The sequence below is a fragment of the Chitinophaga sp. YR573 genome (assembly GCF_900110995.1).
Lineage (GTDB): Bacteria > Bacteroidota > Bacteroidia > Chitinophagales > Chitinophagaceae > Chitinophaga.
This window is the reverse complement of record NZ_FOJF01000003.1, coordinates 1,205,689-1,231,884: the sequence shown is the minus strand read 5'-3', so window position 1 is coordinate 1,231,884 and position 26,196 is coordinate 1,205,689. Positions and strand designations below refer to the sequence as shown.

The 26,196-nt window shown below is 41.9% G+C and carries 19 protein-coding genes; 6 read left to right on the top strand and 13 right to left on the bottom strand.

Going from position 1 to position 26,196, the window contains the following annotated elements; genetic code table 11:
• Positions 1–40 precede the first annotated feature (40 nt).
• Positions 41–1,387, top strand: coding sequence for a sensor histidine kinase (locus BMW86_RS31270; protein ID WP_143056749.1), 1,347 nt, complete (start codon positions 41–43; stop codon positions 1,385–1,387).
• Between the two features lie 58 nt (positions 1,388–1,445).
• Here BMW86_RS31270 and BMW86_RS31265 read toward each other — a convergent pair whose 3' ends face one another.
• From BMW86_RS31265 to BMW86_RS31245, 5 genes are all read right to left on the bottom strand, one after another.
• Positions 1,446–2,843, bottom strand: coding sequence for a SusD/RagB family nutrient-binding outer membrane lipoprotein (locus BMW86_RS31265; protein WP_089787722.1), 1,398 nt, complete (start codon positions 2,841–2,843; stop codon positions 1,446–1,448).
• Positions 2,844–2,847: 4 nt separating this feature from the next.
• The gene (locus tag BMW86_RS31260; protein ID WP_089787720.1) at positions 2,848–5,970 is read right to left on the bottom strand and encodes a SusC/RagA family TonB-linked outer membrane protein; all 3,123 of its coding nucleotides are present in this window, start codon (positions 5,968–5,970) and stop codon (positions 2,848–2,850) included.
• Positions 5,971–6,196: 226 nt separating this feature from the next.
• On the bottom strand, positions 6,197–6,913 hold the full coding sequence (locus BMW86_RS31255) for an HNH endonuclease (RefSeq protein WP_089787717.1): 717 nt from the start codon (positions 6,911–6,913) through the stop codon (positions 6,197–6,199).
• Positions 6,914–6,916: 3 nt separating this feature from the next.
• On the bottom strand, positions 6,917–8,200 hold the full coding sequence (locus tag BMW86_RS31250) for an AAA family ATPase (protein WP_089787715.1): 1,284 nt from the start codon (positions 8,198–8,200) through the stop codon (positions 6,917–6,919).
• 92 nt (positions 8,201–8,292) lie between these two features.
• A complete protein-coding gene (locus BMW86_RS31245) occupies positions 8,293–9,774 on the bottom strand; it encodes an OmpA family protein (RefSeq protein WP_089787713.1) in 1,482 nt (493 codons plus the stop codon).
• Positions 9,775–9,840: 66 nt separating this feature from the next.
• Here BMW86_RS31245 and BMW86_RS31240 point away from each other — a divergent pair, with 66 nt between their 5' ends.
• On the top strand, positions 9,841–10,203 hold the full coding sequence (locus tag BMW86_RS31240) for a DUF1304 domain-containing protein (protein ID WP_089787711.1): 363 nt from the start codon (positions 9,841–9,843) through the stop codon (positions 10,201–10,203).
• Between the two features lie 42 nt (positions 10,204–10,245).
• Here the strand turns inward: BMW86_RS31240 and BMW86_RS31235 are convergent, their stop codons facing one another.
• From BMW86_RS31235 to BMW86_RS31215, 6 genes are all read right to left on the bottom strand, one after another.
• Positions 10,246–12,447, bottom strand: coding sequence for a peptidase domain-containing ABC transporter (locus tag BMW86_RS31235; protein ID WP_089787709.1), 2,202 nt, complete (start codon positions 12,445–12,447; stop codon positions 10,246–10,248).
• Positions 12,444–13,706, bottom strand: coding sequence for a hypothetical protein (locus tag BMW86_RS31230; protein WP_089787707.1), 1,263 nt, complete (start codon positions 13,704–13,706; stop codon positions 12,444–12,446). Before BMW86_RS31230 ends, BMW86_RS31235 begins: the two co-directional genes overlap by 4 nt.
• Before the next feature lie 6 nt (positions 13,707–13,712).
• Complete coding sequence (locus BMW86_RS31225; protein WP_089787706.1) at positions 13,713–14,993, bottom strand: hypothetical protein; 1,281 nt, start codon at positions 14,991–14,993, stop codon at positions 13,713–13,715.
• Positions 14,994–15,150: 157 nt separating this feature from the next.
• Positions 15,151–15,303, bottom strand: coding sequence for a hypothetical protein (locus tag BMW86_RS32955; protein ID WP_177189457.1), 153 nt, complete (start codon positions 15,301–15,303; stop codon positions 15,151–15,153).
• A gap of 193 nt (positions 15,304–15,496) precedes the next feature.
• A complete protein-coding gene (locus tag BMW86_RS31220) occupies positions 15,497–17,893 on the bottom strand; it encodes a TonB-dependent receptor (protein ID WP_089787704.1) in 2,397 nt (798 codons plus the stop codon).
• Between the two features lie 212 nt (positions 17,894–18,105).
• Complete coding sequence (locus BMW86_RS31215; RefSeq protein ID WP_089787702.1) at positions 18,106–20,238, bottom strand: alpha-galactosidase; 2,133 nt, start codon at positions 20,236–20,238, stop codon at positions 18,106–18,108.
• Between the two features lie 206 nt (positions 20,239–20,444).
• Between BMW86_RS31215 and BMW86_RS31210 the strand changes: the two genes are divergently transcribed.
• On the top strand, positions 20,445–20,918 hold the full coding sequence (locus BMW86_RS31210; protein ID WP_089787700.1) for a pepsin/retropepsin-like aspartic protease family protein: 474 nt from the start codon (positions 20,445–20,447) through the stop codon (positions 20,916–20,918).
• Here BMW86_RS31210 and BMW86_RS32655 read toward each other — a convergent pair.
• On the bottom strand, positions 20,883–21,071 hold the full coding sequence (locus BMW86_RS32655; protein ID WP_143056748.1) for a hypothetical protein: 189 nt from the start codon (positions 21,069–21,071) through the stop codon (positions 20,883–20,885). The genes BMW86_RS31210 and BMW86_RS32655 overlap by 36 nt on opposite strands.
• Before the next feature lie 68 nt (positions 21,072–21,139).
• Positions 21,140–21,871 carry an SDR family NAD(P)-dependent oxidoreductase gene (locus tag BMW86_RS31205; RefSeq protein ID WP_089787698.1) on the bottom strand — a complete coding sequence of 244 codons (732 nt, stop codon included), beginning with the start codon at positions 21,869–21,871 and terminating at the stop codon, positions 21,140–21,142.
• Positions 21,872–21,967: 96 nt separating this feature from the next.
• Between BMW86_RS31205 and BMW86_RS31200 the strand changes: the two genes are divergently transcribed.
• The 3 genes from BMW86_RS31200 to BMW86_RS31190 are packed head-to-tail and all read left to right on the top strand — an operon-like array spanning position 21,968 to position 26,196.
• Positions 21,968–22,327 (top strand): winged helix-turn-helix transcriptional regulator, encoded by a 360-nt coding sequence (locus BMW86_RS31200; protein WP_089787696.1) that lies wholly within the window; start codon positions 21,968–21,970, stop codon positions 22,325–22,327.
• Positions 22,328–22,365: 38 nt separating this feature from the next.
• Positions 22,366–23,682 (top strand): hemolysin family protein, encoded by a 1,317-nt coding sequence (locus BMW86_RS31195; protein WP_089787693.1) that lies wholly within the window; start codon positions 22,366–22,368, stop codon positions 23,680–23,682.
• Between the two features lie 12 nt (positions 23,683–23,694).
• Positions 23,695–26,196: a YfhO family protein gene (locus BMW86_RS31190; protein ID WP_089787691.1), complete on the top strand. Its 2,502-nt coding sequence runs from the start codon at positions 23,695–23,697 to the stop codon at positions 26,194–26,196.

Below are 26,196 nucleotides of genomic sequence, written 5' to 3'. Positions count from 1 at the left end.
ACTTTGCCTAACTTAAGATCAGCAACTAATAAGACCAAATTTGCAGAGGGTTCTACGTATACTTACCAACTATTGGGAGAGTCTTGTTGGCGATCCAGCTACATTTTCACTGGAAAACAGGGCATTTAATTCTATCAGTGTCATCACCATGACATTGCTCACAATACTGTTGCCCTTCAATATAATACTGGGGCTTACACTGGTATCTGTCATTGTAGCTGTATTAATGGTGTTACAACTCTTCTGCTTTTACCTTTCCCGGTACAGACGTATTTATGGTATCAGCATGCTGGCTTATGTGATAGTAAGCTACCTTACACTGACAGCCACTTATTACCTCAACTCCGGCAGCCACGGCCCTGCCCTCTTATTGTTCTTCCTTACTTTTAACCTGCTGATCGCTTTTAGTCCGAGGAACCGGCACTGGATATGGGCCTGTTTACACGTACTATTACCAATGATACTGCTCACCAGGGAATACCTGCATCCATCCTGGATAAAGGATAATTACATGAGCGCTGAAAACAGGTATATAGATATCTTATCAAGTTATGCGATCACGTTAGTATGTACCTATCTCATCACGAATTATCTGCGCAAGAATTATGACAGGGAAAAACACAATGCAGAAGAAAGAGCAGATAAAATTGATAAACAGAATATCAACCTGGAACAACTGAACCAGAAAAAGGATAAGCTGTTCTCTATTATCGCACACGATCTGCAAAGCCCTCTCAACTCTATTATCACTACCCTGCACCTGATTGCAGAATATGATCTGAAAGAAGACGAAAAGAAAATGCTGGGGGATGAACTGCTCACCCTTACCAAGAATACTTCCAATATGCTTACCAATCTCCTTACCTGGTCCAAAATGCAGATGGATGGCAGAGGAGTCCGCTTATCTGATGTACACGTATATGATGTGGTGGAAAGGGTATTGTCTATCCAGAAAATACTGGCGGATAAGAAGTCCGTCAGCCTTACTTCAAGGGTTGATCCTTCCGTGTATGTAACAGCGGATAATAATATGCTGGAACTGATTATCCGTAACCTGGTGAATAATGCGATCAAGTTCACGCCTACCGGCGGACAGGTAACCATTAACCTTCAGATTACAGACACTCATTGCCGGGTGATGGTTACTGATAACGGAATTGGGATTGATCCCGGACAGAAAGAAGAGATTTTCTCTTTGAGAACACAATCTACTTATGGTACCAATAATGAGAAAGGGATAGGCCTGGGACTGGTGTTATGCCGGGAACTGCTGGCCTTGCAGAATGGGGAGCTTTGGTATGAAAGTACTCCCGGGCAGGGTACAACGTTTTATGCCAGCATACCGGTTACAGAGGCTGCGGCTAATAATGAACTGTTATCAGCTTAATATGATTATTTAGTGATGGTGCTTCGCACCATCACTAAATAATTGAAGGGGTTACTTATTATTTATCCCACCATAATTTATCAGCCAGTGAACCTACTACAGGTACATTCTCCGAATTACGACTGGTTTCTGAAGAAGGATACCCTGATCTCCTGATAAATGTATTCAGTAAAGCATTTTGTGGCAATGCGAAATCTTTATACTGATAATCAAACCGTCGTGCATCCGTCCATGTCTCCGGCTGCAGGAATGTAGCCACATATTTCTCTTTGAATAACAATGCTTTTGTAAAATTTGCAACGCCTACCGCCACTACCGGGTTAGCCAGGTAAGCGTCCCTGTCTGTTGCGGGTATCCCCATCTTATTCATATTAGCAGCGATACCATCCAGGTATGCCTGGTAGGAAGCTGCCTTATCTGTGCTGAAATAAGCCTCTGCTTCGATGAATTTCAGCTCTGCATAGGTGAGTAGTAGCAAAGGGGCTCCGGGGGCAGAATAGTACCCTTTAAGCGATAAATAGCACTGCCCGGTATCCGTACCTGATCCTACCCTGCCGGCGCCATTCACTGTACCCCGGTAATCACCGTATTTCGTTGTATCGGTAATATGCGGTAAGCGTGGGTCAAAGACACCGTAAGTGGTGCCGTTCAATGCATTTACAAAAGTAGCGCTCAACCAGCCGTCCAGGTTAGCACTGGCATTCCTGGCAGCTACGCTATCCCAGGGACTTAAATTCTCAAAGCGGGTCATCTGGGCATCATTTGCATTAGACGTGTAGGCATGACTTAATGCTTCCAGTACAGCACCCGGGTTGTAATCCGGTTGTTTGCTTACCCTGTTCAGTAATCTGGCCTTCAGTGCATAAGCTGTAGCAATCCAGGCCGTTTTGTTACCGGAATGGATCAGGTCATTACCAGCATCCAGTTTTACCTGCGGGTCTGCCTGGTTAAAAGCAGCAATACCGGCATCCAGTAAAGTAAGACAGGTATCATACACATTCCTTGCACTGTCATACTTGGGCTTAAAAATGGTTTTATTCCATGCCTGGGAATAGGGCACATCTCCAAAGATATCTATCAGCATACTGATATTAAATGCTTCCAGCACTTTAGCTACTCCTATATGCTCGTATGCTTTCTTCTCTGCTGCCAGCGCTTCCATCTGACGGATATCTTCCACTGCCAGGTAAAGTGTTCTCCAGGTAGCACTCCTGTCTACATCATCATAAATATCAGAACCACTGGCTACATTGGGAGATGCCAGTTGCTGTACATAATAAGACGCGATATATCCTGTGTAAAAAACATTCTTACCCGTTTCGTAAGTGGTTGCTGCCAGTAAACCGTTGATAGGTGGCTTATCCGTGAGATTAGGATTACTTTGGTTTACATCCAGGTATCCCTTTTTACAGGCTGGAATTAAAAACAATAATATGATCAGATATATATTTCTCATGAGCTTAGAATTGAAGGTTTACACTAAATAAATAGCTTTTGGTAGCCGGATAGGTAAACCCGGAAAAACTGTCTGAGGCATTACTGCCGGCAGATGTGGAGCTGGTCTCCGGATCAAAGCCGGTGTATTTGGTATGTAACCACAGGTTATTACCGGTGAAGGATACAGAGGCGCCGCTGATAACTTTAGTAGGGTTCAGCCATTTTGATGGTAATGCATAAGACAGGGATACTGAACGGAGTCTTACCCAGGATGCATCTTCTACAAAGTTCTCACTGGCCCCGCGGTAATAGTTCCTGTAAAAGCCTACCCCATAATCTACGCCATCAGGCCCTTTGCCCTGTCCCAGGTAAACGGCCTTGGTATTAGGTGTTCCATCTGCCAGTACTCCTTTGAATACGATTGTCTGGTCCCTGTTTTCTGTAATCTTTGATTTTCCGAAAGCGGCCAGGAAGTTCGATAACTGATTGTATTTATACTGTCCCTGACGTACATCTATCAGCACAGATAACGACAGTTGTTTATAACGGAAAGTCTGTAAAGTACTGCCTATCCATTTGGGTAATGTACTGCCCAGGTATCTTTGTACAGAGGCGCTTTCCAGTACAGGGAAACCATTGGCGCCTATTACGACCGGCAGATCCCTTCTCAGCGTTACTTTATCATCATCTGCACTGTTCGCATAATAACGCAGGTAGTTACGGCCAAACAAAGAACCATAAGCCCGGCCCGGAACCAGCTTACTGGTAACACTGGAGCTGAGATATCCTGATTGTGTGGAGATGGCTATTTCACTCAGGTCCTGGTTCAGGCGGATAACTTTATTTCTGTTAGTTGAAAAGTTCATCCTGAAATCCCAGCTGAAATCTTTTGAACGTACAGGTGTGGCAGATAAGGTAACTTCCAGTCCTTTATTTTCCATTTCACCTGCGTTTACATAAGCTCTGTCAAAACCGGTGGCATTGGATACTGCAACGGGTATGATGAGGTCTTTGCTTTTTTGTTTGTATACGGCGAGTTCCAGTCCCACCCTGTTATCCAGGAATCTCAATTCTGTTCCTATTTCTGTTGTTTGGGTAAATTCTGGTCTTAATACCGGGTTACCCAGGGTCCTGCTTTGATAAAAAGGAATGGAGAAACCGATGGAACTACCAGCTGAATAACCGTTTGTAATCGCATAAGGATCTCCGTCTTTACCTATCTTGGCATAGGAGAATTTGAATTTGCCATATGTCCACCAGGAAGGTAATTTAAACTGATCGCTGAAGATGTAACTCAGACTTACAGAAGGGTAAAAATAACTGCGGTTATCAGTGGATAAGGTGGACGTGAGATCGTTCCTGCCGGTGAGTTCCAGGAAGAGGTAGTTATTCAGTCCCAATGTAAGATCTGCGAAATATCCGTAGTTCCTGTAGTCATAAATGTAGGACTCTCCCCTTATGCGTTTTGCATTACCCAGCAGGAAGAGGTCCGGTACTACCAGCGTATCTCCTTCTACGCTGTTGCGACGTAGTTTCTGATCACGCAGGTCATGCCCCAGTTTCAGGTCTATACTGAATTTATCTTTGATAGTATGGGTGATGTTGGCCATAAATGTGGAGGTGATGATACGGCTGCGGAGATTGTATTCATCTACAAAACCATATCCGTTATCATCCAGGTTCACAAGCTCTCCTACCAGTCCCAGTGGCCCTGGTGCATTATGTGTTCTGCCATCTGTATAAAAGTCATTACCGAAACGATAAGAGAAGTTCAGCCATTTGGCAGGTGCATATCTGATGAAAGCACTGGCGATAGTACGGTTGACATTATCCCTGAATTTATTTGAATACAGCGTGTACATCGGGTTATTGGTGCCACTGCTGTAAGTTTGTTGTGTATTGTCGGCTTTCAGGTAGTTTTTCATATCCCATCTGGGCGACCAGTAAATGATCTGTTCTCCGTATCTGTCTGCATTAATCCTGTTACCACCTGAGTTAATGTAATTTAAAGAAGCCCCCGCGCTGATCTTTTCGCTGATCTTAAACTGTGCATTCACACGGGCGTTGTAACTGGTATATGAACTGAACGGGATCACCCCATTCTGGTCTGCATAAGAAAAAGATCCTATCACCTGCGCTTTTTCCGTTCCGCCGCTTACATTGACGGTATGCCTGGTTTGCGTACCTGTCTTAAATGCCTGTTTATAGTTGTTGTACAGTTGTGCCGGGTGAGTAGCATCCAGCGCCTTTGCTTCTGCCACTGTAGGCCCCCAGGATGGCCAGAAACTGGCAGGATCATATACACCCAGGTATCCCTGGGAGAAGCGGTCTTGTACATCAGGTATTTTATTCACTTTGTCGAAGCCGTACATCCCGCTGTAAGTAACCTGCAGCTTGCCTGCCTTCGCGGATTTCGTTGTAATGATAATCGCCCCGTTGGCAGCTCTGATACCATACAATGCGGTAGCGGCGCCTCCTCTCAGTACAGATACACTTTCAACATCATCCGGATTGATATCCGCAGCACGATTGCTCATGCCTCTTGTTTCAGCGCCTCCGGTAGTGTAAGTGCTGTTATCTATCTCTACGCCATCTACAATAAACAGGGGTTGATTATTCCTGTCTGCCAGTGAATTGATCCCCCTTATAATAATCCTTGATCCCTGGCCCGGACCACCACCTGCACTGGATATCTGTACACCAGCTACCTTTCCCTGTAATGCATTCACTACATTCGACTGATGATTAATATTCAGGTCTTTATTATCTACCTGTTGTACCGTATACCCCAGTGAGCGTTTCTCTTTTTTAACACCAAATGCGGTGACTACCACTTCATTCAGATCTCTCTGAGGCATTGCTACATTCAATGTAGTCTGATCTCCTACGGACAATTGTTGTGTAGTGTAACTTACATAAGAAAATACGAGGGTGGCATTATCTCCGCTCAACATAATTTCATAATTACCGGAAGCGTCGGTAAACACATGATTCTGGGTTCCTTTCTCAATGATGACAACTCTTTCCAGTGGTTGCTTGTTATCTGCACCCGACACTGTTCCGCGTATCACTCTATTCTTCTGAGCAAATACGGATGAGCAGGTAACTAACAATAGCATGACCACCAGCCATGTAGAAATTTTCATAAGCTCAATTGTTTAATTTAAAAATGAGATGTACCTATTGCCACATGTGCAGGAGGATTTTGGTCGTTTAGCAAAAAAATGGGTCCCTTGATAACTATAGAATAAATGCACAGGTTATTATGCACCGAATGGAGATAAAAATAACAAATGATTAATTGTTACGCAAGTAAATGTTATATCTGTTTAATTTTAATCTAAGCAGGGTCATGGCCGGGGTTGGCAGAGATCAGGGACGAGGTAAGGTGGCGTAATGATTTTGAGGATCAAATGATTGAATATCTGTTCCGGGAAATGCAACTCCATTGATCAGCGCATGTTTCACTTCTTCAAATGCATAGAAGGTGGTATACCAGATATTAAAGTAACCTGTTGCTGCAGCAAGATCAATGATTGTTTCAATACCGGTTGCCCGTTGCGTATACCTGATGCGTTGTCGTTCAGCAATATCTGCCACCTTCATTCGACTATCCCATCGATCATCTTTATTTGAATATTCAGGATGACCGGGAATTCTGTCTAAACCAATCAAATCAATAAAAGCCTTTGTTCGTATAAGATCTCTTCCGGTAACATCAGGTTTTATCCGAATAATGCCACCTGCCAGTATTTCAATAAAATGAAGCAGATTATTCAGATGTGGTAAATATGGATCTGATACAGCTATATCCTTACTTTTTTTAATACTGTTACAATTCACACAGGCTAACAGGAAATTATCCCAGCGGTTCTGAAGATGAGTGTATTTTAGATTGCCTGTTGCATCTACACATTTCTTTCCGTAAATATGTTCTACATGTAATGCAGAACGACTATTATACTTGCCACAGTATGAACAAAAAGTTCCTATTTCATTTGTTAACTCCTCTTTGGCTTCCTGCCAGTGAGTAACTTCTAATGGAACATTGGGGGCACTATAACGAATGGATTTAATGACAGGTCTCATATTTTATTTTGGTAATTCTGATTCCAGTAATGCAACATAGGCAGGATCATTATTGTATCTCAGCCTTAATTCATCCAGTTTTATCTTTGCCTTTGCAATAGATGTGGCATCAGCGGTATTTTTCACCAGCTCAAAGAATTCGGTGGCGGCTCTTTTCATTTCAAGGAACCTTTCACTTCTTTCTACATTCTTTACCCCCATTTCGAACTCTGAGATATCCTCAATACTATATTTATTAGGCGCTTCATCCAGTCCTTCGGTAACATCCAGGTTAATTAATTCATTGGCTTCCAGACTCTGTACAATGAAAGGAGAGTGAGTGGTAGCTACAAACTGAATACCCGGGAAAGCCATCTTGAGATCACTTACTAAATGCCGCTGCCATTCCGGATGTATATGCAGATCTAATTCATCGATCATTACTACCCCACGGCTTTCTATGATAGCTGTAGCATCAAGATATCCATTTAGAACAATACAACGATAGGCGATTTCTGCCACCATTTCTGTAAAGAAACGAATACCGTCACTATGCAACTCTAATGGTAAAAGATCGGATATCTCATCCTTCATCTTTACTCTCAGCCATAATTTTCCATTTATGCTAACCACCTCTTCTATATACCTGTTAGCCTGTATAATAGCTTCGAAAAATGCATCTTTGGTATGTTCATATTCTTTCCCATGAGTCTTTAAAATATCGTAAGAACTGAGCCAGTCTTCATATTTAAAGTTGGTAAATTTCATATCTGACCAATCCTGGTAACCTTCTTTAAAAATCTGCCTTCCTATCCGGGAATGTCTGTGCCGTATGCCACCACCTGCCGCCCTTGAAATACTGAAAAATGCAATAACAGGTAAGAATACACTATCATCTCCCTCTTTCATCACTGTATCATACTTATCTTTTCCTATACTTCTTATTATCCCTACATCTGCTTCCGTAGAGGAAACTGTATTACTATTCGCTTTTATCTGACGCCTCCATATAACAGAATGCTCTACATCAGGGAAAGTACCTTCTGCTTCTATCTTCACCGGTTTTTGCGGTTCCAGTAATTTCTTTACACTTAACTGGCGGATTTCGTCCGGACGAATATGCACATTTTTCACATCGGGGATAGCGAGAAAAAAGCTACCGCATGCTATACGTAATGCATGCAGGATAGTAGACTTTCCCATCCCGTTAATACCTATGATTACTGTAAAATTGGGATCCAGTGTGTACGTCCTTTCCTCATCACCTGTATTCCTGAAATTTCTGATAGTTATCCTCTCTATATTCATAATACACGAATACTTTTACATTAAAAATTCACGAAGTTGTAACGAATTTAATACAACTTAAATGAATTTATCCCAGCAAAAATTTCTTTTACTTAATCCGCACTATGGAAGATTATTATTTCGACACGCCGGTTCTTTTTCCGACCCGCTGGTGTGCGATTATCCGCTACCGGCAAGGTTTCCCCGGCACCGGTAATTTGCCGGATGTCGTTGCCTAACCCTGATTGCTCCATGTAGGAAGCCACTGCTTTTGCGCGTTTTAATGAGAGGGTATAGTTGTAGTTATCATCACCTTCACTATCAGTATATCCTGTTACTTGTAGCTGTACACTACCATCACGTGGAATTTTTCTGATAAGACTGTCCAGTGCGCCGTATAATGCGGTGTTTAGTTCACTGCTGTTAAAACGGAAAAGGATATCCGGAATAATGAGCGTATCTGGTTTGGGAATGATTTTAGGTTTGATGACAGTGTCTTTCGGATGACAAAGAATCATTTCTATACGGTTGTTATCTCCATTGGCAGTGTCATACCGTGGCTGCGTTTTGCCCATTCCCCTGATATCAAAGTCTTCAAAGCTATAGCCCTGGTTGTATACTAAATAACTGGCCAACGCCTTTGCTTTATCATAAGAAATGATCTTGTTATATTCTTCCGATGCAGCCTGCCAGGAATAGCCTATCAGCTGAATACGGTTCTTGCTGCTGTTATGATAATCCTTCAGTACGTCTTCTATCTGCTTATTGTAGTTTTTATTGATCGTAGTATGATCCTGAGAAAAGAGGTCGTCTTTTAAAATGACGGTATCACAGTCGCCTTTTAACTGATGCAGGATTTGTTTACCAGGAGGAGTAGCATATGTGTCAGGAATGGTATGCCGGTGATGCTCTGCGTACAGGAAGCGGTGTATGCTGTCGGCTTCTTTGCAGAGCGCTGCGGTTTCTTCTAAAGGAGTGATACTGATACTGTCTATGAACAACTGTGCATTACTGTACAATGCATATCCTTCCTTTTTCTGCGGTGCTTTAAAATTACCAATGATGATATGCGTTGTCCTTTGTGTAGCTACGTAGTTTTTCTCCAGTATATACCAGGGATGATTCAAACGCCATAACTTCTTCTGCTGATCATTTTCATTTAATTCCAGACTGGCAGGTACTGATAAACAACCTGCATTCTCTGTGAAGATAAATGCCGTATCGAAACGGATAGCGGCCCGTAAAGGATAGTTATCGGTATTGATATACATACGTACCCGGTACGTAGTTCCCTTTTCCATAGGGCATAATAAGCGGGTCTGGATATACACCCTGCTATCCGGGTTATCCCGGCCTTCCAGTAACAGGGAAACATGGTGCTGCCCCTGCAGGGCAGTGCCATTACACAGGTATTTCATCTTTATCACCTCCGGCGCTACCGCCACCCAGGCACTAGGTGCACAGGGCGCAACGTACTCCGTACAAATGTTCACATCCTCAAAAGAAGGATTAGGTACCAGGTTCTGCGCCGGCAAATGTAGTGTACAGCAACAAAATAGCATCAGCACGATGCTTTTAATAACATAGGTAGACATGTACGTGGAATTATTAATATCTTCGCCCTCTATCGAATATCGAACCCAATACTAAATTTACTACATATGTTGCTCTTAATTAAATTTCTGATAGGATTCTGCGCTTTGGAACACTTATATATTCTCTGGCTGGAGATGTTTGCCTGGACTACCCGCGCCCCCAAAGTATTCAAACAGCTGCCAGCACACCTCTTCCCCCCTACCAAAACCCTTGCCGCTAACCAGGGATTGTATAATGGCTTCCTCTCGGCAGGACTGATCTGGTCTTTCTTTATCCATGACCAGGACTGGGCCTTCCACATAGCCACGTTTTTCCTGGCTTGCATTGCTGTAGCAGGCATCTATGGCGGATTTACCGCCGGTAAGAGGATCTTTTTCGTACAGGCAGCTCCGGCTATTATTACAATTTTATTGATTTATCTGTACTAAGAGTGGAATTTTTTGTAGACATGACAGAGATAAAAGAACTGGTCAGGCTCCCAGTTCCAGTTGATTCCGGACTAAACTAAAATACTCGGATCGTTGCTGTACAAGTTGAGTGTGATCACCTTGTTCAACGATCTCCCCATTTTTGAGCACCACGATCTGGTCCGCATTCCGGACAGTAGATAATCTGTGAGCTATAATAACAACCGTTTTACCTTTAAAGAAACTACTGAGATTATCCTGGATAATCTTTTCATTCTCAGCATCCAGCGCACTGGTAGCTTCATCCAGTAAGAAATAATGAGGATTCTTATAAACTGCTCTGGCTATCAGAATTCTTTGTTTTTGCCCTCCTGAAATACCATTTCCCCCAGCTCCTATTTTGGTTTTTGCATTAAGTGGCAGTGAATCTATAAAGTCGGCTATATTTGCAACCTGCACTGCATGATTAAACCGGGCAGTATCTTTCTCTTCTCCAGCAGCAATGATATTCCTCTCAATAGTATCTGAAAAGATAAATCCGTCCTGCATTACTACACCACAGTTCTCCCGGAGGTTTACAGGTGAAATGTCTTTCAGAGAAAGCTGATTGAAATAGATTTCACCGCTGGTAGGCTCATAAAATTTCAGCAATAGTTTCATGAGGGTTGTTTTTCCGCTGCCGCTGGCCCCAACGATTGCTGTTGTCTTCCCGTAGGGAATGGTCAGGTTAATCTTCTTTAAAATTTGCGGAGACGCATTGGCCCCATAACGGAAGTGAACATTGCGCAGGAAAATACCTTTCTGTTCATAAAGGAATGATGGCCTGTCGAACTCCAGCTTTAACTGCTCCGGCTGTTCTTCTTCCTGATGTTGCTGGATCTCATTCAACCTTTCAAGGCTTAGTTTTGCATCCTGCAGGGAGCGGAAAAAACTCACCAGCTGATTCACCGGTGCATTCATCTGCCCGATAATAAATGAAACACTGAGTAATTCGCCCAATGTCATACTTCCTTTAACTACATAGGTAGCCGACAGGAATGTAACCAGGATATTCTTTACCTGATTAATCAGATCAAAAAAAGAAGACTGCGCCTGATCTAATTTTAAGATCCGGATATTGATCTTAAAAAGCTTTCGCTGAATCTTCTCCCAGTTATTACGCTTAAATTCTTCCAGCTGATTCAGCTTCATTTCAGTAACACCATTGATGATCTCATAAATGGATTCCTGGTTCTCACTACGCCGCTGGAAACGGTAATAGTCAAGAATACGGCGCTTTCTGAGAAAAGAGTAAGACCACCCAACTGATAATGCGGTCAGGAACAGGTATACCAGCAGGATTTTATAATTATAGTACCAGAGCACGCCCATAAAGGCGGAAAAGGTAAGTATGGAGAAGAGGGTTAGCAAACTTTGGGAAGTAAGAAAGATCTCTATTCTTTCATGGTCCTGGATCCTTTGATTAAAATCTCCCATCATCTTCGTCTCAAAGAACCGTACAGGCAATTTTAACAGCTTCCGCAAATAATCAGAAATGATTTTGATATTTATCTTGGCACCAACATATAACATGAGCCAGTTCCGGATCACGCCAATGAACAGGGTACCGAGAAATAATCCCAGTTGTCCCAGCAGGATCAAGCTGATCAGGTTCAGGTTTTTACCATGTACGCCTTTATCGATCAAATCCTGGGTGAGGAAAGGTAAAACAAAGGTGATGGCACTGCCCGCTAAGAGCAGCAGGAACATCAGCAGCAATTGCTTTCTGTAAGGCGTCAGGTAACCGATCAACTGACGGAAGGATAAGTTGGTTTCCTCCTGAGGAGGATTTAACTGGTGGAATTCTTCAGCAGGCTCCAGGATGAGGGCTACACCGGTATCTTCATCGGAAAACCAGGATTTCTCAAATTCAGCAGCAGACAAAGAAATGAACCCGTAACCCGGATCAGCAATTTTGTAAATCAGCTGATCAGAGAAGCGCTTTTTTTTAATCTTGTATAATACAACGAAATGATTCTTATTCCAATGCAACACGCAGGGCAGGGGTATCGTTGCCAGTACATCCGCAGTAAGCTGAGCAGATACGGCTTCCATACCGATTCGCTGCGCAGCTTCACTGATACCGGCCAGAGAAACCCCTTCCCGCGTAAGAAAAGAAAGATCACGCAGATATTTTAAAGCATATCGCTTACCATAAAAACGGGCTATCATTGACAGACAAGCCGGGCCACAATCCATTTGGTCATGCTGCGCTACAAAATTCATACAATCTTTATCCCGTGATGTTTATAGAATAATCTTAAAATATAAAGACCTACAGATTCATCCCATGTTGGATCCAGTGTTTGCAACAAATCCTTTACCAGGATGGGAGTATCATTATTGAGTGTATCGATAAAACGTTCTAAACATTCAAAGTATTTAAATTCCGTTTTTACCCCTCTCACGTAAATAAATAACTTATCATTATCAGTACGGTAATAGCGTATCTTATAGGGTTGTTCTATTTCTACCGTGTCTGTAACACTGAATGTTTTATCATCTGTTTTGGGGAAAGGATATGTTCTGTAACCCGCATTACTATGGAGAGAATAGCGCAGGTCTTTATAGGTTTCCTTTAACAGATCTTTAAAACTGAGGTCTTCCAGTTCTGGTGGTAGTTTAAACAGATCCAGCGTTTTATCAACTCCGGCTACGCTATCCAGTGGATTTGTATCCGGTTTCAGCATCAATGTTGACCGCTGAAGATATTGTTCTTTAATGATGGCCAGCAGTCTTCCGGCAAAATCATAGTTAGCGCGGTTAAAACACCAGCAGGCAATAGCAATGGAAAGTCCTTCCTGTGTACCTACATGATAGGTATTCTCAGGCATAAAATAAATATCCCCTTCATCAAAAGGATGTTTATCTGCATAGGGGATGTATTTGCTGATCTCTTTATTGTTATACTTCTCTTCGCCTACCAGCGCTTCATACTCTTCATTATTCCAGGTATACATGGTTTTTGAACCAGGCCCAAGATGGAAGTGGATCACACTCTTGCCGGGAAGGTCCAGATGAATGCCGAGCGGGGTACTGTCGTAGTTACCGATAAAGAGGGTGAAGATAATACCTTCTGTAGGGACGCCCGTTTTCTCCAGCAGTGGTGCCAGTTTCAGGGCAATCTTATTGGAAAGCTCCAGATTAAATCTTTCGCCTTCATTAATGATCATCCCGAATTTCTTCTCTCCGAAAGTACGTTGTACCCAATCCTCCACGCTTTCACCAGGCAAAGGCGGTGAATCATAAATACGGAACATCTCGTTCTTTTCGAGTTGTTTGCCTTCGATGTAAACACGGTAGCCATGTTTGTCTGTACGTCTCCTGGCCATGTCTGCCAGTATTTCAAGTATGTAGGTCCGCATTTCGGCAGTTTCCTCTTTTGTCATACAATCCTTTAAAACAGACGTTTTCGTCATTTTATCAGTTGTATCCAGGAAGTCGTCCCACCATATGGGATCGAATGTGGTTGCTATCTTTTCCATTGGATGTTAGTTTACTTTCCTGATGCCATGTGCACCATAGATCATTTGTAAAATATACAGGCCCACGCGTGGATCCCAGCTTTTATCCAGGTAAGAGAGTAACTCTGATACGGTGATTTCCTCTCCTTCATTGAGTTTATCTATCAGTGTTCTGATGGAAGCAAAATCATTGAACTCAAATTTTACCCCTCTTACATATATCTGCAATTTGCCGGGATAATAATCGGAATTTCTGTAAAGAATTTTGAAGGGTACTTCCAGTGCAATTGTATCATCCAACTGGAATGCAGGTTGTTCTGACTTAGCGAAGGGGCTGGTCCTGTAGCCACCGTTACTACCTACAGCATATCGCAGGTCCCTGTATGCTTCCCGCATCAGTTCCATATAACTTAAGTTATATAATTCCGCGGGGATGGTGAAGGCCTCCAGTATATCTGCCACACGGTCTGCATTATCCAGTGGTGACCTGTCAGGAATAAGAATCCTGTCGTCCTTTTGAAGGAATTGTCTTTGTATTACTTTATGTAATTTTTTGGCGAGTTTTTCTTTTGTAAGATTATATTGCCAAACAGTAACTGCCATGGAAAGTCCATCCTGTTTACCAATATGATATTCTCCTTCAGGCATGAAATATACATCTCCTTCCTCAAAAGCAAATTCAGTAGCATAAGGGAGAAGGTCTTCTACATCTTCTCTTTTGTAACCCTTGCCGAGCAGCTCTTCATACAACTCATTGCTCCACGTATACATTGTTTTACCACCAGGGCCTAAATGGAAGTGGATCACGTTCTGTCCGGTTGGATCTTTGTGGATACCAAGGGGCGTTTTATCATAATTACCTATGAACAATGTAAAGTTGACACCGTCTCTTGGAAATCCTACCTTTTCAAACAGGTGTTCTATTTTCTGTGCAATTATTTTTGATAAATGGAGATTGAACTTTTCACCAAGGTTAATGATCATTCCGAATTTCTTTTCCCCAAATACTCTCTGTGACCAGGTTTCAAGATCTTCATTTTCCAGGGGAGGAGAATCATAGATGTAGTTCATCTCATCCAGGTTGAGTATTTTACCATCTATATAAGCCCTGAAACCGAATTTTATAGTTCTTAATTTTGCTAATTCTTTCAGTATATCCAGTACATAACCCCTTAACAGCAAGGTTTCCTCTTTATCCATACAGTCTTTAAAAACAGCTGTCTTTGTCTGGTCTTGCGTTGTTTCGAGGAAGTTATCCCACCAGTTGACATCAAATTTTTTCACGGCGATTTCCTGTAACGTTTCCATTATAAATGAGTTTTAATAACATAAAATAATTTTCGGGGCCGGACAATAGTGGATTAACAGGGAGCTATTGACCGATCTTAAATAACCGGGGACGTTATTTTGTAACAGAAGAGAGAGAGAGTAGAGAAAATGCCTCTACTCTGCTCCATGTTTTGGCTTATGCAGCTTCAACTGAATCATGGTCATGATGGTGACCTACGTCAACTGGTTCAACGATAGCCAGACCACCAATTACCAAATTTTCTTCCAGTGGAGTCAGAACTTTAACACCCAGGAAATCTGTCAGATTTGCAATTTCTTCTTGTTTCATTTTAATTTGTTTTTGAAGTTAAGATTCACCTTCTTTGTCGGCATCGGTAGATTCCTGTTTTTTGTTTTTTTTCTTTGGGTTACAAAATGTATCAATTATTCCCGCGATTCTTGCGCAATGAATATCTTATACTAAATACGATTTAGAGTTAAATTTATCGGGGTATGGTGGTGATTATAGTTTTTGTTCCGGGTTAATTATTTGCTCTGCTTTTTTCTTCTTCGTTTCCGAAAGTTCTTTTTTCTATATTAATTTTCTTGTTCCCAAATTTATAAGCTAATGATATTCTGAAAAACCGGTTATCACTGTAATCGTAATATACCTGTCTGATCCCATTTGTGTATGTTGAGCTGTAATTTCTTGCAGTTCTTAATACGTCCTGGACTACAAAAGCCAGTTGCACACTGTTTTTAAGTAAAGAATATTTAAGTGCAAGGTCCAGGTTAGCCCTTGATTTATTTTTATATAACAATGAATATTCCGGGGCCTGGTACCAGACATTAATAGCGCCTCTCACAGTTTTTGCTTTGTTCAGGATGAAAGAATTGTTAGAACTTACATAACATCCCCAACTTTCCGTATTCTGCAGATTTACTTCTTTAATAAAGGATGAAGCTGAATAATAAACGTCCACTTTTGTTTCACTTTCCCACCACTTTAACCTGTTAAAACTGAATGATTCGGAGAAGCCAGCCGTCTTGTTTGAAAAATAGTTCAGCTGGGTGAAATATTGCACTTTAGTTACTTCATCTGCAAAAGGAACTTCTCCAAATCCATGGATATCTTTTGAAAAATAGAGTGTTGTATAAAGCGCATTTTTATAACCGTATTTTATTTCAATATTATCAGCATATTTCGGAGTCAGGAATGGATTCCCTTCTGTATAGCTGTAAGGACTGGAATAGAATTTAAACGGATTCAGGCTTGCATATCCTGGTCTTGTGATTCTTCTTCCATAATCGATTACAATAGAATGATCATCATTGGGCGTATAAGAGATAAAAACAGTAGGAAACAGTTGCACATAATTATTCTTGTTCTCCTTGCTGTAAGTAACGGAAGTGCCTTGGGTATGGGTGCTTTCCATGCGCAACCCAGCCTGTGCCTGCCATTTCTTTCCAAACTTTCTATCTCCTGAAATATACAACGCTGTTGTGTTCTCTTTATAATTAAAGATATTGCTCTGGTCCGTATTTAATATTGGGATACCGGAGGTGGTGTTATAATATTTAAGATCGTTATTGGTGGTGGTAAATAATACTTTTGCCCCATACATTAATTTGATCCATTCAAGCGGCATTTCCACATCCACTTTCCCCGTATAGTTCTTCAGTCCCTGTACACCAATGTTGTTAGTTGACATAAAACCTCCGGGGGTAGGCACATGTTCACCCGTCTGATTCTCTGTGCTGAAATCCCTGTTGGTGTTATTGGCAAAATCGAAATAGTCAAAATTCAGAAACAGTTTACCGTTGTTCTTATTAAGGTCTATATCCGAATGCCAGTTCAGGGAAGTTGAATTTACTTTTCGTCTGGTAACAGCGATCGTGTTGATGAAGGAGTCTACCAGGTTTGTTTCACTGTTCGTAATTACACCTGCATCATTTTCATCTATCACTGGTTTGCTATAGGTACCTGAATATTGAATTCCGGTAGTCCATTTCTTTGTCACCTGATAATCAATTCCCGCATTAACCGCTGTATTATTGATATTTATTTTTTTGACGAAATCTGTATTCCAGGATTGCTTTGGATAATAGAGTTCATCGGATTCTGTTCTTCTTCGTGCACCTCTTTTATAGTCAATATTAAATATAAATGACAGCTTATCTTTCTGATAATTAAAGTTCCCTCCTATGTTTCCTGCCGGATAACTGGTTTGTGTATAACTGGTAAGAAATGTTCCATTCCAGCTATTCGCCTTTGCTTTTTTAAGTTTGATATTTATCATTCCTCCATTCCCTTCTGCATCATATTTTGCAGGAGGATTAGTGATGACTTCAATACTTTTTATGTTATCGCTTTTGATTGTAGACAGGAAGTTTACAAGATCTTCCCCGGTAAGTTGTAACACTCTGTCATCAACCATCACAGCTATCCCGCTTTTACCCACCATCCCAATCAGGTTGTCCTGTACACGTACTCCCGGCGTTATTTTCAAGGCATCCAATGCATCTCCGCCTGAAGTAGCTATTGAGTTCTCAACATTAAAGACCATTCTGTCAATTTTTCTTTCGATAAGAGGCGTTTTACCAGCTACGACTACTTCTTTTAATTGTTTGGTGTTATCAGGTAGCTGTATATTGATGATAGTATCCCTTGTGAGATTGATCGTAATACTAACCTTGTCATAGTCAAGGCGGGATACAAGTAATGTATATATGCCGGATGGCACATTGCGACACTCATAACTGCCAATACTATCGGTAAAGGATGTAGCTTTAACTAACGAATCTTTTTTAAGTGATATCGTAACAAACTCTAATGGACTATTTTCTTTATTAACGACTGTTCCTCTGATGGTGGATTGAGCGTGCGAGGAAACCGAAATTATTAAGAATAATAGGACAATCAAAAAGGATAATCTCATCAAATGGGTCTTTGGTAATAATGGCTACGTTAACATAAATGGAATTTTTGTTCTTGGTTCTCGAAAGTACATTAAAAAACTATTCTGCAAAATTTTTTTCTGGCAGTTTTTACATCACCATGCAGTGTTGCACGCGACCAATTTGCAGTACTTGTTGTACAATAAGCCATAGGTAAAGAAACTCCGGGAGGTCTCCCGGAGTTTCACGGTGTTTATTCTGCGTATAACGCTATCACTATACTGGATAATTCCCGGCGGGGAGAAACTGGCAATCCTACTTTCATCAGATAATCCCCTGAATAAATTTTATTATTAAGTGCAGATGACTTTCCTTCCTCTATATTCATTTCTTTGAGTCTATATTTTTTTACAGGATTAAGTCCCTGTAATTTCACCGGTTCAAAATCTTCACCATAGCGGGTATGCAGATTATAAGAAAATAACACTGCTTTTGTTTGTACGCTATCTACATACATTAATACAGCCCTGTTTTCATTATAAGGAGAGATTAATCTGTATAAATCACCATGACTGATTACAGGATACAGCTGTTTATAATTGATAACAGCCTGCTGACTGAATTTCCATTCTGCATCATTGAATTTGTCCAGATCAATATCGTATCCCAATCGTCCCATCATGGCAACATCTGTACGGAATTTAAGCGATTGTTTTCCCCATGAGGTAACGTGATTGGCTACTGTAAAAGATGGGAAGAAGTAAGAATATCCCCATTGGATAAATACTCTTTCAAATGCGTCGGTATCATCGCTTGGCCAGAATTCTGTAAAATAAGGTAATGCGCCGTAATCCACACGACCACCGCCGCCTGAGCATAACATAATAGGAAGATGCGGGTATTTTGTACGTAATCGTTTAAGCACCTGGTATAAACTACGGGTGTATTCTATGTATAAGGCCGACTGGTTATCTTTCAGATAAGGAGAATACCCGTTTGTGATCATGCGGTTACAATCCCATTTAATATAGGCGATACCAGGGTTTGCCGTGAGCATATTATCCAATACCCCCAATACGAAATCCTGTACTTTAGGATTTACTAAATCCAGTACCAGCTGATTACGGAAATAGTCTTCATCTCTGTTGGGGAGTTTCAGTATCCAGTCGGGATGTTTCTCATATAATTCACTTTTAGGATTCACCATTTCAGGTTCTACCCATATTCCGAATTTGATATTTTTCCCCGTGGCTGTTTTTACTAAATGTCCAATACCATTTGGCAGTTTGGTTTTGTTCTCCTGCCAGTCGCCCAGTCCTGTGTGGTCATCGTTCCTGGGGTATTTATTAGCGAACCATCCATCATCTAATAAGAAAAGATCTGCACCGAGTTTACGGGTGTTATCAAATAAGCCTTCCAGTTTTTGTTCATTGAAATCGAAGCCGGTAGCTTCCCAGTTATTCAGCAATACATTTCTCGGGATGTTACCATCCAGTACACCATAAGTAGCACCCCAGCGGTGGAAGTTACGGCTGGCGATCCCTTTTCCGTTATCCGAATAAGTGAAGATAAATGCGGGTGTTTCGAATGTTTGTCCGGGTAGTAATTTATATTGAGATGAGTAGGTATTCATGCCGGCAACTACACGTAATGAATTCCGTTCATCTACTTCAAAAGCAAAGCGGAAGTTGCCTGTCCATGCCAGTGTACCTGCTATCAGAGAACCATGTGTTTCGGTAGCTGGTTCATCGAGAGAAACGAAGAAGAAAGGAGCCTGGTACATATCAGCTCTTGTACCCAGTTTAGTATCCAGTATTTTGATACCGCTGGTGAGTTCATTTTCTTTCATTTTCATTTCTTCTGCCCAGTCACCGTGGAAGTTGGTGAGCCAGTATTTATGTGCATCGAAGTGCAGCATGGCGGAGGCAAAGTTATAGAGTGTAACGGGCCCCTTCTCCTGGTGTTTGATTTCCGTCCAGCTTTTAAAGATATCTTCCTTATGGTAGGCGGTGATGTGTAACAGTACTTCAAAAGGGTATTTAGGATCTTTTAAAGAGATGGTGGTAGTACTTACATTATCATCTGCCTTCTCTGTTTTATCAGCAACGAATAATAATTCCAGAGAAGGGTTACCATCTGTATGTATTACGCTGATGGCAGGTTCGAACAGGTTGTTGGTACCGGCGGAAACATAGGCTTCGTGTTTGCCACTTTCTACATTGGTACTTTCCAGTAGTTTCTGACCCAGGTAACTCTGGAAGAGTTTACCTTTTTCATTTACTGAGAGTAGTAATTGCAGGTGATCTGTTTCTATGGAAATCTGTTTTTGGGCCCTGGTGGGCATGCATAACAGTACAAAAAAAGCAATTGCAAGGTGTTTAAGCATAATCGTGGTTCTTTTATGGTTTGCTTAAACTATTAATTTTTTCGGGGAAAGTTGCATTTTTTTTTGAGAGGGTGAAGTTTGATTTGTTTTTTTCTATACCTTCATTTCTTCTTAACGCCCGGTGGTACTGAGTAATTCAGCTACCGGGTTCTGTGTTTTTATAACCTGCATAATTTTTTTTTCATTTTTAAAACACAATTATCATTATGGGATTAATCTATGCAGAAGTAGAATTATTTAACGCGGATGATCTTACCAGGGCACATGACAACGTTATCAGTAAAGATGATGTAAGGTCACTGAAGGTTGAGAAAATACTTGTTGACACAGGAGCTGTTATGCTCACTATTAATGAACCTATGCAGGCGCATTTACAATGTCGTGTTTTAGGAAGACATATAGTAGAATTAGCTGATGGTGAACAACAAGAATGTGATATCGTTGGACCTGTTGAACTACGGTTTAAAAATAGACTTACCATATGTCGGGCTATAGTTTTGCCCAGCGATTGTGAGCCGCTATTGGGAGCTATTCCATTAGAGGATATGGATGTCTTAATAGACCCATTAAGACAAGAGTTAATCGTACATCCTCTTCGTCCTAACATGGCACGTATAAAAATACCTAGCATTAGGCTGGTACCTCTACCGGCAGACGCTACAGGTCCCTCCGTTCTTTGAGCAGTTTTTACAACCGCTGCAATTCTTACAGGCAGTACATTTGCCTTTAGGGCTGCAGGTGCCATAGTTTACATGAACAGGTGTTTTATGCAGTAATGCATATCCGCCAAAACCGGCGCCAATCAGCAAAGCAGTAATTATTAGTTTTTTCATAAAAGGGAGTTATCAGGCTGCAAAGTAACAGCTTAATAACTCCCTTTCGGTTAATAAGCAGTTAAAGATCAGACATTAAATCCTCCATCGATTGTAATGGCGGTACCGGTGATAAAACCACTCTCCTGGCCTGCCAGATAGGCTACAAGACCGGCAATATCCACTACATTTCCGTAATGCCCTAATGCCATATACCCTTTTGCGAAGGCAGCGTGATCTCCGCTATCCGGGTTCATGTCCGTGTCTACAGGACCTGGTTGCACCAGGTTAACGGTGATACTTTTAGGGCCCAGCTCCCTTGCCAACCCTTTGGTAAGGCCAATCAATGCAGACTTACTCATAGCATACAGCGTACCCCCCGGGCCCACTACCCTGTCGGCCATATTACTGCCAATGCTGATAATCCTGCCACCGGAAGGTATGTGAGGAATCGCTGCCAGGGAAGCCATGAAAACCGCCTTCACGTTAACGTCCATCACCTGGTCGTAATCCACGGCAGTATGCTCTAATAAGCCCTTCTGAAGATAAACCCCGGCATTATTCACCAGTATGTCTATACGTCCAAAAGTAGCAGCAACCTGCTCAACCGCAGCCGTAACTGCTGTATGAGAAGCATTATCCGCCTGAATGGCTATTACATTATCGCCAAGTGCGGTGACCAGTTCCTGCGCTTTAGCCGCGGATTTCACATAGGTAAAAGCCACTGTTGCCCCCTCTGCTACCAGCCGTTTTACGATGGCTGCTCCCATCCCCCTGCTGCCTCCTGTCACTAATGCTACTTTGTTTTCAAGGTGTTTCATAATAATATTTTTTGTTAATTGTTTGTAAAAGTAAACAGGTAGTCTTAATTTTACCAGTACTGATAATATTATCCAGTACTGACAAAAATGTAAGTAATGAGAAAAGAAAGCTCAACTAATACATTGAACAGAGAAAAGATACAGGGGGATTGTGGCATGGCTTATACACTCGACCTGATAGGTGGAAGATGGAAACCAACCATTTTATGGCGCCTGCTGCAAGGCAAACAGCGCTACAGTGAACTGAAAAAAAGCATTCCTTCTGTTTCTGAACGCATACTTGTATTACAGCTGAGAGAGCTGGAAAAAGATGGACTGATCAATCGCCTCGTATATGCCGAAGTACCACCACGTGTGGAATATGAACTTACCAGTTCCGGAGAATCACTCAAACCAATGTTACAGGTAATATCTGACTGGGGAAATGTACACCGCCCCAGGAATACGCCTGACTGAATTTTTAAAAATATAGTTGTACCAAATTAAGACACCTAATGACCTTCGACATAATATTTACCATCTTCTTAATACTGCTGAACGGTTTTTTCGTAGCAGCAGAATTTGCGATCGTTAAAGTCCGATCGTCGCAGATAGAAGTAAGTTCCGGACGTAGTAAAACCGTTTCACTGGTTGCCAAAAGTATTCTCAATAACCTGGATGGTTACCTTGCTGCTACACAGCTGGGTATTACCCTGGCCTCTCTGGGCCTTGGCTGGGTAGGCGAAAGAGTAGTTACAACACTCATCTTGCAGCTTTTTGATAACCTGCATATTACACTGTCTCCCGAAACAGCGCATCAGGTAGCACTGCCGGTAGCCTTCATGACCATTACCATCCTGCATATCGTATTTGGAGAACTGGCGCCTAAATCCCTCGCTATCCGTAAACCAGTGCCTACTACTTTTACAGTAGCACTACCTCTCAAATTGTTTTACATTGTTTTCCGTCCCTTCATCTGGATATTGAACAGTCTTGCCAATGTGATCCTGAGTATTATTGGTATTAAACCGATGAATGAACATGAGGATATTCATACAGAAGAAGAATTACGTGTAATCATTGCTGAAAGCCATCAGGGCGGCGTGATAGAGGAAACGGAAAAAGCGCTGATCCAGAACGTTTTTAACCTGGGCGACAGACAGGTATCTGCGTTGATGACACCCCGTAATGAAGTAATATGGCTGGATGTGACTGATACTCCGGAGATCAATAAAGAAAAGATCCTCACACAAAAACATACAGTATATCCCCTTGCAAAAGGAGATCTCGATAACACCACCGGCTTTGTTTATTCCAAAGACCTGTTGAGTGAAAACTTCAACGGTGTCGTGAATAATCTGGCTGCCATCAGCAGGAAACTGCTGGTTGTAACCGTACATAACCGCGCTTACCAGTTACTGGAACTATTCAAAAAGGAAAGGATATACCAGGCAATGGTAGTGGATGAATTCGGCTCTATCAAAGGACTTGTGACCATCAATGATATTGTGGATGCATTGGTGGGAGATATTTCTGAAACGAATGAGTTTGAATACGAGGTCATCAAAAATGATGATGGCAGTATGCTGGTAGACGGGCAATTGCCATTCGTGGAATTCCTGGAACTGATGGGTATAGATGCAGATCCGCAAAAGGCAAACTATACCTCTTATGTTACACTGGGTGGATTCATCCTGGATAAACTGGGTAAGATCCCTGAAAGCGGAGATAGCCTGAAATGGCGGGGCCTGAAGCTGGAAGTGATGCAGATGGACCAGCACCGTATTGCCAAAATACACGTTTCAATGATTAAAAAGTCGCAGGAAGATTAATACGCTACTCCTATGAAAAACAACTGGCTCAAATCATTATTGCCACATGCTATCGCAGTGCTGGCATTACTCATACTGGCTACTCTCTATTGCAAGCCAGTGCTGGACGGGAAAATATTAAGTCAGAGTGATAATGTGCAATGGCAGGCTATGGCCAAAGAATCCCTGGATTACAAACAGGTACATGGTATTACTCCACTGTGGACTACCAGCATGTTTGGCGGGATGCCTACCTACCAGATCTCCATGGAATCTCCGTATAACTATGGCAGTTATATTCCTGTTATCTTATCTCTTGGATTACCCAAGCCGATAAATGTACTGTTCCTGGCCGCGTTTTGTTTTTACATTCTTTGTGTGGTACTGGGGGCCAATCCCTGGGTGGGATTTGCTGGTGCTGTAGCCTATACATATGCCAGCTACTCTCCTATTATTATTGTCACCGGTCATGATACGAAAATGCTGGCTATGGCGTATCTGCCAGCGGTTATTGCCGGACTGATACTCATCACCCGTAAGAAATACCTGCTGGGTAGCGGCGTCATGTCGCTGTTCCTTACTTACCTGGTAGCAGCAAACCATCTGCAAATCACGTATTACTTCTTTTTAATACTGGCAGTCATAGGTATTACTTTTGCGGTGTATTGCATACAGCAGAAGGAATACAAACATCTGATTATTGGTACCTTGCTGGTAGCGCTTTCGGTAGGGTTATCACTGGGTTCCAATGCCGTGAGCTTATGGAGCACCTTTGAGTATTCCAAAGCAAGTACCCGCGGTGGTAAATCAGAATTAACTGCATCATCCTCTCAGAAAAATATGGATCATGGTCTTGATAAAGACTATGTATTCCAATGGAGCTATGGTAAATTTGAAACGTTTACCCTGATTGCTCCCGATATCTATGGTGGCAGTTCTTCCGGCTCATTAAGTACGAATTCAGCTACCTATAAACAACTGGAAACATTAGGCGTACCAGCTGAACAGGCAGAAAAAATGATCAGCAGATGGGACCTGTACTGGGGAGATCAGTCGCTGCTGGGTACTTCAGGTCCTGTTTATCTCGGCGCTGTTGTATGCTTACTGGTGATACTGGGTTTATTCATTATTAAGTCCTGGCATAAATGGTGGCTGGTTGCCATCACTGTATTAGGTCTCTTCCTGGCATGGGGCAGTAATCTGCAGGGCTTTAACTACTTCATGTTCGATCATTTCCCTTTATATAACAAGTTCAGAGCACCTTCACAGGCATTGATCATTCCACAGTTATCCTTTGCGATACTGGTAGTGATGACTCTCAATGAACTGATTAAAGGACAAATTCCCAAAGAAGAACTGCTGAAGAAACTGAAATGGACAGGGTTGGTTACTGGTGGTATATTAGTGATGTTGCTGATCGCTTCATTCAGTATGTCATATACCAATGCTACGGGCAATATGCAGAACCCGGGCAGTGATGACCAGTTCCATGCGCAGCTTTTACAGATGACACAGAATAATGCTGGTATAGCAGACCAGCTGATGCAGGCGCTCAGAGAAGACAGAGCAAGTCTTTACCGGAATGATGTACTGCGTTCACTGTTATTCGTAGCACTGGCATTCGGACTGGTATGGTTCTTTGTGAAAGGGAAAATCAAAGCGCAGTGGTTCACCACAGGCATCATCCTTTTGATATTAGTCGATTTGTTACAGGTAGACCGGCGATATCTGAACAGCGATAGTTTTATGGATGAACTGAGTTACAGCAATCCGTTTCAGCCATCTCCTGCGGATCAGCAGATCTTACAGGATAAAGACCCTTATTATCGTGTATTTAACCTTACTGCCAGCCCTTTTCAGGATGCAATGACCTCTTACTTCCATAAGAGCATAGGTGGTTACCATGCCGCTAAATTACAGCTCTATGCAGATCTGATAGAAAGGCAGATAAGTCATAATAACCTGCAGGTATTGAATATGCTGAATGCGAAGTATATTATTGTTCCCGGTGAAGGAGGTGCACCAGTTGCCCAATTAAACCCGGACGCATTAGGGAATGCCTGGTTTGTAAAAGCAATTAAATGGGTACCCAATGCGGATGCGGAAATGAATGAGCTGAATACCCTGCATACCAAAGATACGGTTGTAATAGATCAGCGTTATCAGCAGGATGTAAAAGGAATTTCTCAGTTTGATTCATCTGCTACAATAAAACTGATAGCCAATAACCTGAACAGCATTTCTTATACATCTTCAGCAGCAGCGCCTCAGTTTGCGGTATTCTCTGAAGTATATTATGAAAAAGGATGGAAAGCTTTTATTGATGATCAGCCAGTACCTTATTGCCGTGTTAATTATGCGCTGAGAGGGATGATGGTACCGGCAGGTAAACATACTATCACTTTTAAATTTGAACCAGCGGTATATTATAGTGGTATTAAGATATCCCTGTTCAGTTATTTTATAATGATAGCCTTATTAATAGGTGGATTCATCATGAACTGGAAAAGTAAAATGGCGTCTCAAATGCATTGA

Excerpts from the sequence above, each read along its gene's own strand:
- BMW86_RS31265 (WP_089787722.1), bottom strand. The coding sequence starts at position 2,843 with ATGAGAAATATATATCTGATCATATTATTGTTTTTAATTCCAGCCTGT.
- BMW86_RS31260 (WP_089787720.1), bottom strand. The coding sequence starts at position 5,970 with ATGAAAATTTCTACATGGCTGGTGGTCATGCTATTGTTAGTTACCTGC.
- BMW86_RS31255 (WP_089787717.1), bottom strand. The coding sequence starts at position 6,913 with ATGAGACCTGTCATTAAATCCATTCGTTATAGTGCCCCCAATGTTCCA.
- BMW86_RS31250 (WP_089787715.1), bottom strand. The coding sequence starts at position 8,200 with ATGAATATAGAGAGGATAACTATCAGAAATTTCAGGAATACAGGTGAT.
- BMW86_RS31245 (WP_089787713.1), bottom strand. The coding sequence starts at position 9,774 with ATGTCTACCTATGTTATTAAAAGCATCGTGCTGATGCTATTTTGTTGC.
- BMW86_RS31240 (WP_089787711.1), top strand. The coding sequence starts at position 9,841 with ATGTTGCTCTTAATTAAATTTCTGATAGGATTCTGCGCTTTGGAACAC.
- BMW86_RS31235 (WP_089787709.1), bottom strand. The coding sequence starts at position 12,447 with ATGAATTTTGTAGCGCAGCATGACCAAATGGATTGTGGCCCGGCTTGT.
- BMW86_RS31230 (WP_089787707.1), bottom strand. The coding sequence starts at position 13,706 with ATGGAAAAGATAGCAACCACATTCGATCCCATATGGTGGGACGACTTC.
- BMW86_RS31225 (WP_089787706.1), bottom strand. The coding sequence starts at position 14,993 with ATGGAAACGTTACAGGAAATCGCCGTGAAAAAATTTGATGTCAACTGG.
- BMW86_RS32955 (WP_177189457.1), bottom strand. The coding sequence starts at position 15,303 with ATGAAACAAGAAGAAATTGCAAATCTGACAGATTTCCTGGGTGTTAAA.
- BMW86_RS31220 (WP_089787704.1), bottom strand. The coding sequence starts at position 17,893 with ATGAGATTATCCTTTTTGATTGTCCTATTATTCTTAATAATTTCGGTT.
- BMW86_RS31215 (WP_089787702.1), bottom strand. The coding sequence starts at position 20,238 with ATGCTTAAACACCTTGCAATTGCTTTTTTTGTACTGTTATGCATGCCC.
- BMW86_RS31210 (WP_089787700.1), top strand. The coding sequence starts at position 20,445 with ATGGGATTAATCTATGCAGAAGTAGAATTATTTAACGCGGATGATCTT.
- BMW86_RS32655 (WP_143056748.1), bottom strand. The coding sequence starts at position 21,071 with ATGAAAAAACTAATAATTACTGCTTTGCTGATTGGCGCCGGTTTTGGC.
- BMW86_RS31205 (WP_089787698.1), bottom strand. The coding sequence starts at position 21,871 with ATGAAACACCTTGAAAACAAAGTAGCATTAGTGACAGGAGGCAGCAGG.
- BMW86_RS31200 (WP_089787696.1), top strand. The coding sequence starts at position 21,968 with ATGAGAAAAGAAAGCTCAACTAATACATTGAACAGAGAAAAGATACAG.
- BMW86_RS31195 (WP_089787693.1), top strand. The coding sequence starts at position 22,366 with ATGACCTTCGACATAATATTTACCATCTTCTTAATACTGCTGAACGGT.
- BMW86_RS31190 (WP_089787691.1), top strand. The coding sequence starts at position 23,695 with ATGAAAAACAACTGGCTCAAATCATTATTGCCACATGCTATCGCAGTG.